Origin of the sequence: Pseudidiomarina salilacus, assembly GCF_047323925.1 — a bacterium.
GTDB classification, from domain to species: Bacteria; Pseudomonadota; Gammaproteobacteria; order Enterobacterales; family Alteromonadaceae; genus Pseudidiomarina; species Pseudidiomarina salilacus.
Genome location: NZ_CP178751.1, coordinates 1,827,379 through 1,840,180 on the forward strand (window position 1 = coordinate 1,827,379; position 12,802 = coordinate 1,840,180).

Sequence of the window (12,802 nt, forward strand, 5' to 3'; positions counted from 1 at the left end):
GCTTAGTGCCAGTGACCACAATCTTCGACATTATGCACCATATAGCGAATCGGATCCTTAAAATGTAAGGTGCTGATGGCCTGTTCTACAGCTTTGATGACGTCAGGTTCGCACACAACTTCAGCTATGACCATGCGCCGAGCGCCACGAATTTGTTCAGAAATATCGTAGCGCTCATGAACTCGACCGAAACCATCGATAGCGTACACACTAAATCCACTCACTACTTTCGCTTTTAATAGGGCGTCAATAACATCGGGTTTTTGTGCTTCGCTAAAGTAGATTTTAAGCAGCTTAAGACTCATGGTACTGACTCCGATTTGCCAGGCGATAAAGCACTGGTAATAATAATAACGTCGCTAAGGTTGCGGTTAGCAAACCACCAATGACCACAACTGCAAGTGGACGTTGGATCTCCGAACCTGGGCCACTCGCGAACAGCAACGGCAATAAACCAAATATGGCAGTAATCGCGGTAATTAAGACTGGGCGCAAGCGATCGCTGGCACCTTCTAAAATTAGCTCTGGTAAGTTATTAAAGTGAATTTTGATTTGCTCAAAGTGACTCACCATTACAATCCCGTTTAAAATGGCAACGCCCATAAGCGCGATAAAACCGACCGAAGCAGGAACCGACATATATTCACCACTTAGCCACAACGAGATGGCGCCGCCACTTAAGGCGAAAGGAATATTCGAAAGAATAATAGTGGTCAACGATAACGACCCCATGGTGCTAAAAAGCAAAATAATGATCAGCAACAACACCACCGGGATCACCATTAAGATTTTCGCGCTGGCGCGTGCTTGATTCTCAAACTCACCACCATATTCCATGAAGTAGCCCGGCTCGAGCTTTATTGTGTTGGCAATTTGTCCCTTCACATCGTCGACAAATCCCACCACGTCACGATTCTCCACGTTGGCCGTGATCAGGGCATAACGGTTGCTATTTTCGCGCTCAATAATCGCCGGCCCCTCATCAAAGGTAACCTCTGCAACCTGCTGCAAAGCGACCACGTCTCCCGCTTGGGTCACAATTGGCAACGCTTGAATCATGCTTATCGCATGAAAACTCCCGTTTGCTTGCTGTGAGCCAAACACAATCGGCGTGCGAATCCGGCCATCTACGGCCTCAGACACTTGAAACCCTGTCAGCTGCGAGTGAATAAACTCACTGAACTCTTGCTTGGAAATACCATAAAAACGCAGCAGGTTCATATCTGGCACGATACTCAGAAAACGGGCACCAGTGATCACACTGGCTTGCACATCGACCGCGCCATCAACTTGTTCCGTTTGCGCAACAACCTGATCGGCAAGATCAGCCAAGGTATCCATGTCATCACCGAATACTTTTATCGATACATCGCCGCTACTACCGGTCAGCATTTCGGAAATACGCATTTGAATCGGCTGGGTAAAATTCACGTTCATCCCGGCATAGCCGGATACCACTTCGCGTATCGCATCGACCAGCTCTTGCTTAGATGAAAATCGCCACTCATCAGTTGGAATCAACTCCATAAAAACGTCGGTCTCGTTCAATCCCATAGGGTCTAAGCCCAGTTCGTCTGAGCCCGTTCGAGCGACAATTTGTTTGATTTCTGGAATCTGTTCTAACAGCTCACGCTCCACCTGTTGGTCAAGCGCAATAGACTCCTGCAGTGAGATTGCAGGCGACTTTTCCAACTGCACGATAATATCGCCCTCGTCCATGGTCGGCATGAAAATTTTACCCACCAGCGTGAAGCTCACTGCACTTAGCAAGAGCACAGCGACAAAACTCACCAGTAACTTGCGCTGATGACTCAGTGCGCGCTGCAGAATACGTCGATAGGTGCTTTTCATTCGCTCGAGAGACTTATTACGACGATCTTTAGGGCGCAACAAATAAGAGCTCAATGCGGGTATAAGGGTCAGTGCAGTAATGAGAGAGGCAGTAATAGCGATCACAATCGTAAGTGCCACTGGCGAAAATAGCTTTCCTTCTAGGCCCGTCAGGGTAAGCAAGGGTAAGAACACCAGAATCACAATAGCGGTGCCACTGACTACCGAGGGCGCCACTGCTAAACTCGAGCGATAAATAATATGCAGCAGCGGCAATTCACGGTTTGCATTCAACTCAGTTTCGATTTTTTCTGCTATCACCACCGAGGAATCGACGATCATGCCGATGGCGATGACCATACCGCCTAAGCTCATCAAGTTAGCCGATAGGCCTAATAGTTGTAAGCAAATAAAAGTGATTAAAGCGGCTACGGGAATCGACAAAGATACCAGTAATGAAGCTCGGATATTGCGCAAAAAGAACACTAATACCGCAATAACTAGCACAATGGACTGCATTAGCGCATCAGAGATACCGGAAACAGCCGTCTCAATCAGGCTTTTACGGTTGTAAAACACATTAATCTCGGTGTTATCCGGTAGGGTTGTTTCAATTTGCGCAAGCTTTTCCTCAACTGCCTCTACTAAAGTGGCAGCATTAACGTCTTTCAAGCCAACAACTAACCCCTCAACTGCCTCTTCACCGTCTTTCGTAATTGCACCAAAGCGAGGCAAGTAGCTGAGTTCTACTTTACCAAGTTGCTCAAGTCGGAAGCTTTGTCCTTCGGCGTTACTCACCGACAAAGCAGCTAAATCTTCAAGATCTACGATGCGCCCAGCAACACGCGCACTAAAACTCTCGGTGCCAAAAGTCACGCGTCCCAAATTGCCAACCTCGTTGGCATCCATGAGTACGTTTTTAATGGCTGGCAAAGACAGCTTTGCCGCGCTCAGTTTGTGTAGTTCAGGCGTAAATTGGAAGGTACGAACTTTACCGCCGAGATTGGTGACATCTGCAACGCCTTGAACTGTTCGTAGCGTGGGTCGGATAACCCAATCAAGCAAGTGCCGTTTTTCATCTAAGCTAAGATTTGGATTTTCCACCGTGAACATGAACATTTCACTTAGCGGGGTACTCATTGGCGCAACGCCACCCTGCACACCGGCAGGAAAATCGCCGCTCACTGCTGCAAGCTTTTCTGCCACCTGCTGGCGCGCCCAATAGATATCGACTCCTTCTTCGAAGTCGAGGGTGATTGAGGTGATACCGTATTTAGTGGTGGAGCGTAAAATGGTTTGTTGCGGAATGCCAAGCAACTCGGTTTCTAACGGGTGCGTGACTTGGTTCTCAACGCGTTCTGCAGCCATTCCAGGTGCACGTAAAATAAGATTAACTTGGGTTGGCGAGATCTCCGGGAAGGCATCAACTGGCAAGGTGCGAAGCGACTGAATACCTGCTGCAATGAGTAACAAGAACGCAATAAAAACAAACAACCGGTTTTTTAATGAAAAATGGAGTATCCGCTCAATCATTCGTCGCTCTCCTGCTCAATTAGCAGAGCTTGTAAAGCCGGTACCGAGGCTGTAACGAGTTGCGAAGTAAGTGCTTGTTGAGTAGTTACGTAATAGTGACCGTCAGCTAAACTTTGAATTTCAACTTCTACGGGTTGGATGCGTGCAGCGTCAGCGACAAAAACAATCGACTTATCATACAGCGAGGTAACCGCTGCAACGGGAACTCGATAGGCTTGCTCGGCAGCAATAATCGGCTGCGCTGCATAAGTTTCACCTAACAGCCACTTATTATCACTGGCACTCGCCCAAACTTTGACTAAACCATTACGGCTCGATTCGCCGTAACGAATCACCTCTATCCGCTGGCCTTGTATCTCAAGTGCTTGAACATCACTGGCGACGCTTGCTGGTACTTCTGCAGCAAAAGCGAGTCGCGTTTGCGGTAACAGCTGGCCCACCGCCATTGCTTCAGTCGCTGCTAGCCATTTGCCAGCACTCGGTACTTGTAAAGTCGCGACGTCCTCAGCAGTTTGGCTAAATAGCGCGGTTTGGATGTTAAGCTCATGCATGGCATCTGACAATTCTATGTAGCCCGACAGAAACTGCTGCCACTCATCGGCTGATAACGCATTCGCTTGATAGAGTTTCTTTTTGTTCGTGTACTGTTGCGTTGCGACTGCAAATTGTTCGGTAACAACCTCAAGCCGATGAAAGAAATGTTCGACCGCGGGACCACTGATGCGCGCCACTGTATCCCCAGCAGCAACTGACTGGCCGTCCATTGCCAAGTATTCAACCTGCGCATGCTCAAATGGATTAGCGATGGTCAATAACGCACCTGGTGTTTGTTCATAGCGGGCAATCACCGTAGCCAGCTTAATTTCCTTCACCGCTTGCACAGGCTCCGCTTGTAATTCGTAGTTTGCAACCGCCTCAGTAGAGATACTACGATTCATGACGTTTGCTGCTGCGTTGACGCTGAGGCCTGCTCCTAAAACAACTCCGACGAACATAAAACCAATTTTCATAAAGCTATCCCCTGCGCTTGATTCAATAAAGCTTTCGCTAGGCCGAGTTCGGCTTGCGTAAGTGCTGCTATTTTTTGTTGCATCAACTGCTCAAGAAAACGGTCGATATACAATTGCGTATCGAGCTGTTGTTGCTGATAGAGCTGCTCTAACTCCGCAATGACCTGCTCACTCAAGTCGGCGTTGGTAGCGGCCGCTTGCAGTTGTAATTGCGTACGCTCGAGCCGGCTAGTGGCCTCGGCGATGTCATTATCGAGCGCCATTCGGGTCTGCCGAAGTTCAGTCACAATGGCATTTTGTTGCTGCTTTAACGCCAACATCTCAAATGGACTCAATGACTGTGAAAAAGTCATAGGAATGGTTAAACCAAGTCCCCATTGATTTTCACTGTCGGTCGCAGAGCTAATATGTTTGAAGCCCGTAGCAACCGTCCAGCTGGTCTGTGCACGGGCAGTTTGCCGCGCTTCGGCTAAAGTAAGTTGCCACTGCAGATCGAGTGCGACCAGTGACGGGTGTTGTTGATTAAACGAAGCGATCGGACGTTGCATAACAGTTTCAACAAGCTCACTCGGCACCTGCGTTTGCCCGGTCAAACGTTGCCAGCGATTGGCTAAGTCGCGCACTACCAGTTGTTGCTGGTTTACTTGGCTTACGGCGGCGCGCCAGCGTTGCTCACTAATCAGTCGTGCGTAATTTGTTTTAGCACCCGCGGCAACCTGCTCTGCAACGACGCGGTGCAACTGGTCCAGTTGCGCTGCCGCTTGCTCCGCAAAATCCAATTCAATTTGCGCTTGCTGATACTGCCAAAACAATTGCCGGATGAGTCGCGAAACCTCTAAGCGCAACTGTTGTGAGCGTAAATTTTGATAAGCCTGTTGGAGCTGCTCTGAACTTTGTAAAAGCTCACGTTGACCCGGCGATAGAAAATCAAGTTCGAGTGTTACTTCACTTTCATCACTGCCAAATATTGCATCATCAGTTTGCCAATGCATCACAGCCAGTCGCGGAGCATTCGCTAACCACTGTCGTTCGGCTAAGTCCTCGTTACCCGTCAATGTTTGTTCGGTAACCCTGGCAACAGTGGCAGCGACTAGAGAGTCAGGTTGAGAAGACGTCTGTTGTGCGACCACCAATTGCGGCAGGCAAGCGAAACAAAAGCTCAATGGGATAAAACTACGCTTAAGGGCTAACAAAGACATCGAGCACTCCTTCGGTTAAAATCATCTTCTGCGAAACTACGTTAATTCAGGCTTTGATACATCGGACACATGTCCTATTCAGCGCATTCTAGGGGAACTTTATGTCGGTTGATCGTATTCTACTTGTCGTATTTCTAATCATTGCTGCGGCCAACATATCCGACGTCATTGCTGATTATCATATGGCCGTTGATACCTGGCACCTGATCATCGAGGGCATCACAGTTGTGGTCTCACTGGCCGCGTTCTTTTTTCTGTGGAATCGCATCGTAAAACGTAATTTAGAACTTGCTGAATTAAAGGTTAGCTTGCAACGCCACCAACAGCAACCTAAAACGATAGAAAAAAAGCCGTTGATGACATCTTATGGCAGTGTTAAGCATCACTTTGATCAGTGGCAGTTGTCACCGAGCGAACAGGAAGTCGCCGTACTGTTATTGAAGGGACTGACGTTGAGTGAAATTGCCGGTGTGCGCAACACCAAAGAAAAGACGGTTCGTCAGCAAGCCTCGGCAATTTATGCTAAATCAGAACTGAATGGCCGCAATCAACTATCCGCTTGGTTTATCGACGCGTTACTTGAATAGCTCTAAAGCTTAGGGTTCAGGCGTTATGCTACCGTCCACTAATTGCACGGTGCGATCGCATTTCGCGGCGAGATCGTTGTCATGCGTCACCAACAGCACCGCACAGTGATGCTCCTGTTGTACTTTACGAAACAACGCGAACACATCTTCTGCTGACTGCGAGTCAAGATTGCCGGTGGGTTCATCGGCTAGTAATAGGGCTGGATCCGTTGCCAATGCTCTGGCGATAGCCACCCGTTGCTGCTGACCACCGGACAATTCATTCGGTTTGCGTTGCAGATAATCCTCAAGGCCCACAGCAGCAAGCAGTTCACGTGCCCTAGCAATGGCGTCACGATTAGGTTTGCCAGCCCGCAGCATCATCGGCATCAGTACATTGTCGAGTGCGGTAAAGGCTTGAATCAAATGATGAAACTGGAAAACAAAACCCAACGCACTGCCACGCAACTGAGTCCGTTGTTGGTCCTCCATGCTGCGTGTTGGCTGGCCCAAAACGTAAAGCTCTCCCGCGGTCGGCTGGTCCAATAATCCCATGAGATTAAGTAAGGTGCTTTTACCTGATCCCGATGGCCCAACTAAGGCAACAAAGTCATCATCAACCAGCGTTAAATCGATGCCATGCAACACTTCAATCTCGTTCGGTTGTCCGACGTTGTAGCTTTTACGAATTCCCTCAAGGCGCATAATCTCGCGTTTCTGCTCAGACATAACGAATCGCCTCTACCGGGTCTAAGCGTGCCGCACGACGAGCTGGCGTTGCAGCCGCTAAAACCCCGGTAACAGTGGCTAAACCAAGTGCAATTATCACCAGTGTCGGTGGTATTGGAATATAGAATAGACCTGGCCCAAAAGTGTTGAACGCGCCCACCAAAAGATAGGCTACAGCGATACCGAACACAGAGCCAAATAGTCCGAAAAGCGCCCCTTGGAGTAAGAATATGCGTAGAATTTGGCCCTGTGTTCCACCCGTTGCCCGCAAAATACCGATTTCGCGGGTGCGCTGCACAACACTGACCGACAACACACTGGCAATGCCAAACGCCACTGATATCCCCACAAAAAAGCTGATCATATTAGTCGATAAGCTTTGTGCGCTGAGTGCGTTCATTAACTGCGAGTTGGTCGCAATCCAACTTTCTGCTTTTAACGACGTCATACGGCCAACTTGTTGAGCGATGGTTTCTGCGGTGAAAATATCTTCGACTTTCAGATCGATGACGGTAACGCCACCTACCAGATCGAGTAGCGGTTGCGCTTGTTTCAAATCCATATAGACATAGCGTTCATCAAGCTCACGCACACCTAGCTCGAAAATACCAGCAATGGTGACCACACGAGACGTTGCTTGACCGGTATCCAAGCGTATTTTGCTGCCAACTCGAACTCCGAGATCCTCCGCAAGTAAGCTGCCGATCAGCGCGTCATCAGCCCCCAAGCGCAGTTGTCCGCTAGTGATGTATTCGCTGAGTGGTACGATAGCTTGATAACGTTCAAGGTTTATTCCCACCAGCGCCACCGACTCCACAGCTTCGCCTCGTAGCGCTAAAGCTGGCCCTGATACTACAGGTGAAACCGCGGTCAAATCGGTTCGGGCTCCGAGAGCTGTGATCAGGCGCTGCCAGTTATCGATACTTCGCAGCCGCTGCGCTCGCTTGTCTTCTTGCAGCAACTCAAAGGTTGCTGTTGGCAGCGGTGCCTTGATATTACGCTGATCAGGCATGAGGAGTCGAATGTGGGCTTGGGTGCCCAGAGTACGGTCAATGACGTTATTTTGTAGGCCTTGAATCAGTGCGGTGACAAACACGATGACGGCCACACCGACGGCGACCCCAATCGTAATCATCAACGTCTGCATCCGCCCTTCACGCAAAAAAGCTAGCGCAATTGTCCATTCCGTCCACAGCCGCGCCAGCATCAGTCGCTCGACGAAAGAATGGGTTGTGACTTGAAGCGAATGCGTTGGCCATTACGCACATCATCCGGAGCTTCCGCCAGCACTTGGTCACCCGAGTTTAAACCTGACTTAATTTCACTCATGGTTAAACCGCGCAGCCCCAGTTCTACTGGTTGCTGCGTGACGCTATCGTTATTGACGCGCCAAACGACTTGCTGGCCATCACTGTCAGTAAAGATGACTTCGTTCGGCACCACCAGCGCTTGCTCTCTTCGTGCTGTTTCAATGGTGACCGAAACCGTCATATCTTGGCGTAAAAATTGCGGGGGCTCAGTTATCTGTAAACGCACTTCAACGGTTCCGCGTTGCGCATCAATGGCAGGTGAGATAAACGATAAAGTCGCTGCGAACGGCTGGTTTGGATAGGCATCGGCAATGATCTGTGCCGGCTGACCGAGCGCTAACTGCGGCAAATTACGCTCGTCTAATGGTGTCCGCACCTCAACAGCACTTTCCAGTGCCATAGTGAACAAAACCGTTCCAGGTTGCACTACGTCACCCGTTTCAAAGTTGCGGGTTAACAGAGTACCAGCGGCTGGAGCCCGAATGGTGGCTTTCGCCAGCTGTGCTTGTAGGTTTTGCACTTGTGCTTGTAAGCGCTGCGCTTCAGTCCCTGTTGGTGACACGGCTTGCACTTGCAGTTGCGCTGTTACTGACGCGGTTTCTGCTTGGATTTCAGCTTGCCGCGCTTGCTCTACCAGTTCAGTGGTGGTGAGCTCGGCGGCGAGCAATGCTTCGCGGCGCTCGCGCTCCCGTGTCGCTTGCGCTAAGACGGTCTGCGCGCGCTCTAACTCAGCCAATGCTTGCGGGCGCTGTTGCTGTTCAAGCTGAACTACCGCGGCTTGCGCTGCATCTAGCTGTGCTTTTAGCTCTTCCGCTCGCAAAATCAGCAAAATATCGCCTTTGCTGACTTTATCTCCCTCGGCGACCCGACGCTCGAGCACCAGCCCAGCCAACTCGCTGCTCACTTGCAGGCGCGCCTCGTTGGTTACGCGCCCCGCCGCCACCACCCGCTGCACCAAAGGCGCCTCGATGACAACGTAGCCGCCAAGCTCCGGACCTTGCCACTTTTGGTAACCAATATAAGCGGCCAGCAGAGCAACGACAGCGATAATCCACAAATAATTCCGCACAGCACGACGCACGTTGGATTTCCTCAATAGTCGTTAGTGGGTTTGGTTTTTATAAATCACACCATCTTTCATGATCACCACAAAGTTTTGCTGTGGATTGGCAATCAGGCTCAAATTTTCGAGTGGGTTGCCCTCAACTAACAGAAGATCAGCCAGAGCCCCCTCTTTTACCACACCAAGTTGACCTTTGTATGGATTGCGTTCGCCCGAAAGCGCAAGCAGCTCGGCGTTGGTACTCGTTGCCATTCGCAGCACCTCCGGCGCACTAAACCAGCGTTCCATGGTAACAAGCATTGCGCCTTGATTGCGGGGCGCTCGGGGATTAAAAAGAATATCCGTACCCCACGCAAGTTTGATTTTATGCTTTTTGGCCATGGCGATAGCAGTGTCAGTTCCAGCTTGCACCATTTGTTGTTTTTGCCGTGCCTCGCCGGTTTGAGGATTCGCGAATTCATTGTCGATAAACGCCTGTACGCTCAACCACACGTTGTTTTTTGCCATCAGCCTGGCCGTTTCTTCGTCGATCAATTGACCATGTTCGACAACTTTAACGCCTGCCCTCACCGCCGCTTGAACCGCACGTGAGGTATAGGCATGGACGGTTACATAGGTTCCCCAGTTAGCGGCAGCTTCTACCGCTGCGCGAAATTCATCTTCTGAGTATTGCGCCACATCGATGGGATCATACATAGATGAAACACCGCCACCCGCGGCCAACTTGATTTGGGTGGCGCCTAACATGAGTTGCTCACGGACCCGTTTGCGAACTTCGTCAACGCCGTCAGCGATAACACCTGCATTAGTACTCTCGCCGCGACTTAAGCCAGCATTTTGCGGTGCAGGCACTTCGTAAGGAAAACGAAAATCACCATGTCCACCGGTTTGCGAGACCATCGCACCAGATGGCCAGATTCGCGGCCCTTTTACGATGCCATCGTCGATAGCACGCTTTAGTCCAAATACGGGACCACTTAAATCACGCACACTGGTAAAACCGCGCATCAGCGTTTGCTCTGCTTGTTGCCCTGCAACTAAATTAATGTAACCAATGTCAGCTACCAGCAGGGCTTGCATTGGCAGCGAGGCAAGCATCGCATGCCAATGCGCGTCAATGAGTCCCGGCATCAAGGTGCGCCCGTTACCGGCAATCACCGTTGTTCCTTCGCTCGGTTCAATCGGCGTTTTACTGATGCGTTCAATCTGTTGACCGCGAACCAAAACATCTACCGGCTCGCTCAGCTGCTTGCTGATTCCATCAAATACACGGACCTGCTGAAACAGCACCGTTGATGGCTCTTTTGCTAGCGCAGCATTGCTCATCAGTGAGCCCAGTATGAGCAGGAAAGAAAAAACTAGCGGCGTGAATATGCGCATGACACAGACCTTCAAGAATTGAGCGATAACCAAAGCATAACCAACAATTTTATTACGTACCATGATTAATTGATGCGCTCTCGATGAGCTTTACTTTTTCCAACGCTTGGACAACGATAGGATTTCACAGAGGGGTCCGCCATGAATTATTTAACCGCCACCGACATTGCTAACGCCATTACTACGAATAAATTTAGTTCTGCAGCGGTCACCGAGCACTATTTACAGCGCATCGAGCAGCACAACCCGCAGCTCAATGCTTATGTCGATGTCTACCGTAAGCAAGCCATGGCACAAGCGCAGCAACGTGATCAAGACAGCGGCCCACGCGGTTCGTTGCATGGCGTGCCAGTGTCGATTAAAGAGTGTTATTTGTACGAAGGCACCCCGACGACACTCAATTATCCGCCGTTGAAGAACTATGTCGGCAAGCAGACTTCCCCACTGGTACAGCGCCTGATCGATGCCGGTGCGGTGCTTCTGGGCAAAACCAATGTGCCGCAGTTGCTGGCGGATAGCCAAACCTTTGGCCCGCTGTATCCCACTGCTAACAATCCTTTTGATCTCAGCTGCACGCCAGGCGGCAGCACCGGTGGTGGTGCGGCGGCGCTTGCCGCAGACCTTTGTGCGCTGGAACTTGGTAGTGATATTGGCGGCTCGATCCGTAATCCATCGGCATATTGTGGCTTGTTTGGCCTAAAGCCTACCGAGAATGGTCACAGCCACGACGGTCATGTACCGCCCTTGCCCGAGCAAGAGCTTGGTTTTAGTGTGATGAATTGCACCGGTCCGTTAGCGCGTAGCCCGGAAGATTTGGAACTCGCCTGCCGGGTGTTGTACCCCGAGCAGCAACTGCAACTCGAAAGTAAACCGCTCAGTGGCTACACCTTTGGCTATTTTGATACCTTTTATGGCTTACAGGCTGGGCAATCAGTGCAGGCAGGCCTTGGCAAGCTCAAGCAACTGGTAGAAGCGCAAGGTGCGACGCTGAAACCCATCACGATTGACGCACAGCTGGCAAAAAGAGTAATGGAGTTGTGGGCCGAGCTGTTTGGCTTTTCCATTGCGCAGAATTTACCTTGGCTGATTCGTAAGATTTTTTATTTTAAATTCCGCCCCGCCCTCAAAGATAGCTCGCTCGATTTGATTCCCGCTCTGCAACGCGGCTTGAGCCTCGATTTTATGCATTTTAGCCGCGCCTTGCATCGCCGCCGCGAAGTCATCGACGAGCTCAACCGTTGCTTTGCCGGTTGTGATGCAGTGCTCAGCCCAACGGCGCTAGGCCCAGCATTTACACACAACCACAAACATCAGCGCATCGCGCTCGATGGCGAGCAAATTCCATACATGGATTACTGCTTCCCATTTGTCGCGTTGTTTAACCTCAGCGGACAGCCCGTGCTAACCGTGCCAACGGGTTGCGACGCAAAAGGTTTGCCTATCGGCATCTCTATAAGCGCGCCCCACCATCATGAAGGTCGCTTGTTGCATATTGGCAAGCTGCTGGCACAAAGCGGCTTGCAGTTCAGCCCACCCGAATTAAGTAACGAGTAACTAACGCTGTTCTAAGGTGTGCCAGATACGCAAAACGATGACCACTTCAACGTGGATTGAATAGCGGACACAATACCGCCCAAACATCATGTCGCGCACAGTTCTGGGATCAGGTGCATGGGGCACAGCAATACCGAGTTCGGGAAAGTGTTGCAGGAGCTTTAATCTCTCGATTAAGCTGGCAGCAATGCGTTTGGCAGCCTGAGGATCATGTTCAGCAATGAATGCACGAACGCGTTGTAAATCAGCGATGGCTTCGTCCGTGTAAACCAGCTTTATGCTCATTTTTTCGGTCCTTGCTGCTCAGCCTCGGTTCCCCATTGTGCAAGCCATTCATGCACACTATCTGCATCTACCACTCGACCTTGCGTAGCTGATTCCATCGCTTGTAAGGTCTCTTGCCAACGTTGCTGCTCAAGTTGTTGTTTGGCAAGGTACTCGACCAAGGCCTCTTTGATAACCCAACCTTTGCTACGATTGAGTTTAGTAGCAATGCTATCGAGCTCTTGTTCAACGTCATCCTGTAAACGAACAGTTGTAATTCCCATAGACCCTCCGAATAATTACAGCGTAATACATTGTAGTCGACTCTACAGGGTTCAGCCAGTCCGAAAGTTTTGCGCGACCT

The 12,802-nt window shown here is 50.3% G+C and carries 12 protein-coding genes; 2 read left to right on the plus strand and 10 right to left on the minus strand.

Translation table 11 applies throughout. The annotated features are described in order from the left end of the window. Positions 1–2 precede the first annotated feature (2 nt). From ACJ8W9_RS08715 to ACJ8W9_RS08730, 4 genes are read right to left on the minus strand one after another with little or no spacing between them, the layout of a single operon-like run. A complete protein-coding gene (locus ACJ8W9_RS08715) occupies positions 3–305 on the minus strand; it encodes a DUF3240 family protein (RefSeq protein ID WP_411359805.1) in 303 nt (100 codons plus the stop codon). Continuing rightward, positions 295–3,363: an efflux RND transporter permease subunit gene (locus ACJ8W9_RS08720; RefSeq protein WP_411360874.1), complete on the minus strand. Its 3,069-nt coding sequence runs from the start codon at positions 3,361–3,363 to the stop codon at positions 295–297. The genes ACJ8W9_RS08715 and ACJ8W9_RS08720 overlap by 11 nt, the downstream gene beginning before the upstream one ends. Next, a complete protein-coding gene (locus tag ACJ8W9_RS08725) occupies positions 3,360–4,373 on the minus strand; it encodes a membrane fusion-like protein (RefSeq protein WP_411359803.1) in 1,014 nt (337 codons plus the stop codon). The genes ACJ8W9_RS08720 and ACJ8W9_RS08725 overlap by 4 nt, the downstream gene beginning before the upstream one ends. Further along, positions 4,370–5,572 (minus strand): TolC family protein, encoded by a 1,203-nt coding sequence (locus ACJ8W9_RS08730; RefSeq protein WP_411360875.1) that lies wholly within the window; start codon positions 5,570–5,572, stop codon positions 4,370–4,372. Before ACJ8W9_RS08730 ends, ACJ8W9_RS08725 begins: the two co-directional genes overlap by 4 nt. Before the next feature lie 101 nt (positions 5,573–5,673). On the opposite strand from ACJ8W9_RS08730, the gene ACJ8W9_RS08735 reads away from it, so the two are divergent. Beyond that, positions 5,674–6,159, plus strand: a complete 486-nt coding sequence (locus tag ACJ8W9_RS08735; RefSeq protein ID WP_411359801.1) for a helix-turn-helix transcriptional regulator — start codon at positions 5,674–5,676, stop codon at positions 6,157–6,159. Between the two features lie 9 nt (positions 6,160–6,168). Here ACJ8W9_RS08735 and ACJ8W9_RS08740 read toward each other — a convergent pair whose 3' ends face one another. From ACJ8W9_RS08740 to ACJ8W9_RS08755, 4 genes are read right to left on the minus strand one after another with little or no spacing between them, the layout of a single operon-like run. Then, on the minus strand, positions 6,169–6,867 hold the full coding sequence (locus ACJ8W9_RS08740) for an ABC transporter ATP-binding protein (protein ID WP_411359800.1): 699 nt from the start codon (positions 6,865–6,867) through the stop codon (positions 6,169–6,171). Next, positions 6,860–8,014 (minus strand): ABC transporter permease, encoded by a 1,155-nt coding sequence (locus ACJ8W9_RS08745; protein WP_411360876.1) that lies wholly within the window; start codon positions 8,012–8,014, stop codon positions 6,860–6,862. The genes ACJ8W9_RS08740 and ACJ8W9_RS08745 overlap by 8 nt, the downstream gene beginning before the upstream one ends. A 59-nt stretch (positions 8,015–8,073) precedes the next feature. Beyond that, positions 8,074–9,258, minus strand: a complete 1,185-nt coding sequence (locus tag ACJ8W9_RS08750; protein ID WP_411360877.1) for an efflux RND transporter periplasmic adaptor subunit — start codon at positions 9,256–9,258, stop codon at positions 8,074–8,076. Between the two features lie 21 nt (positions 9,259–9,279). Further along, positions 9,280–10,566 carry an amidohydrolase family protein gene (locus tag ACJ8W9_RS08755; RefSeq protein ID WP_411359797.1) on the minus strand — a complete coding sequence of 429 codons (1,287 nt, stop codon included), beginning with the start codon at positions 10,564–10,566 and terminating at the stop codon, positions 9,280–9,282. Between the two features lie 195 nt (positions 10,567–10,761). Here ACJ8W9_RS08755 and ACJ8W9_RS08760 point away from each other — a divergent pair, with 195 nt between their 5' ends. Beyond that, the gene (locus tag ACJ8W9_RS08760) at positions 10,762–12,174 is read left to right on the plus strand and encodes an amidase (RefSeq protein WP_411360878.1); all 1,413 of its coding nucleotides are present in this window, start codon (positions 10,762–10,764) and stop codon (positions 12,172–12,174) included. On the opposite strand, the gene ACJ8W9_RS08765 is transcribed toward ACJ8W9_RS08760, so the two are convergent. Together ACJ8W9_RS08765 and ACJ8W9_RS08770 are read right to left on the minus strand one after the other, a co-directional pair. After that, the gene (locus ACJ8W9_RS08765; protein ID WP_411359795.1) at positions 12,175–12,459 is read right to left on the minus strand and encodes a type II toxin-antitoxin system RelE/ParE family toxin; all 285 of its coding nucleotides are present in this window, start codon (positions 12,457–12,459) and stop codon (positions 12,175–12,177) included. It abuts the gene before it with no gap. Then, a complete protein-coding gene (locus tag ACJ8W9_RS08770; RefSeq protein WP_034733411.1) occupies positions 12,456–12,722 on the minus strand; it encodes a CopG family ribbon-helix-helix protein in 267 nt (88 codons plus the stop codon). Before ACJ8W9_RS08770 ends, ACJ8W9_RS08765 begins: the two co-directional genes overlap by 4 nt. Positions 12,723–12,802 lie beyond the last annotated feature (80 nt).

Excerpts from the sequence above, each read along its gene's own strand:
- ACJ8W9_RS08740 (WP_411359800.1), bottom strand. The coding sequence starts at position 6,867 with ATGTCTGAGCAGAAACGCGAGATTATGCGCCTTGAGGGAATTCGTAAA.
- ACJ8W9_RS08725 (WP_411359803.1), bottom strand. The coding sequence starts at position 4,373 with ATGAAAATTGGTTTTATGTTCGTCGGAGTTGTTTTAGGAGCAGGCCTC.
- ACJ8W9_RS08765 (WP_411359795.1), bottom strand. The coding sequence starts at position 12,459 with ATGAGCATAAAGCTGGTTTACACGGACGAAGCCATCGCTGATTTACAA.
- ACJ8W9_RS08720 (WP_411360874.1), bottom strand. The coding sequence starts at position 3,363 with ATGATTGAGCGGATACTCCATTTTTCATTAAAAAACCGGTTGTTTGTT.
- ACJ8W9_RS08745 (WP_411360876.1), bottom strand. The coding sequence starts at position 8,014 with ATGCAGACGTTGATGATTACGATTGGGGTCGCCGTCGGTGTGGCCGTC.
- ACJ8W9_RS08760 (WP_411360878.1), top strand. The coding sequence starts at position 10,762 with ATGAATTATTTAACCGCCACCGACATTGCTAACGCCATTACTACGAAT.
- ACJ8W9_RS08735 (WP_411359801.1), top strand. The coding sequence starts at position 5,674 with ATGTCGGTTGATCGTATTCTACTTGTCGTATTTCTAATCATTGCTGCG.
- ACJ8W9_RS08770 (WP_034733411.1), bottom strand. The coding sequence starts at position 12,722 with ATGGGAATTACAACTGTTCGTTTACAGGATGACGTTGAACAAGAGCTC.
- ACJ8W9_RS08730 (WP_411360875.1), bottom strand. The coding sequence starts at position 5,572 with ATGTCTTTGTTAGCCCTTAAGCGTAGTTTTATCCCATTGAGCTTTTGT.
- ACJ8W9_RS08715 (WP_411359805.1), bottom strand. The coding sequence starts at position 305 with ATGAGTCTTAAGCTGCTTAAAATCTACTTTAGCGAAGCACAAAAACCC.
- ACJ8W9_RS08755 (WP_411359797.1), bottom strand. The coding sequence starts at position 10,566 with ATGAGCAATGCTGCGCTAGCAAAAGAGCCATCAACGGTGCTGTTTCAG.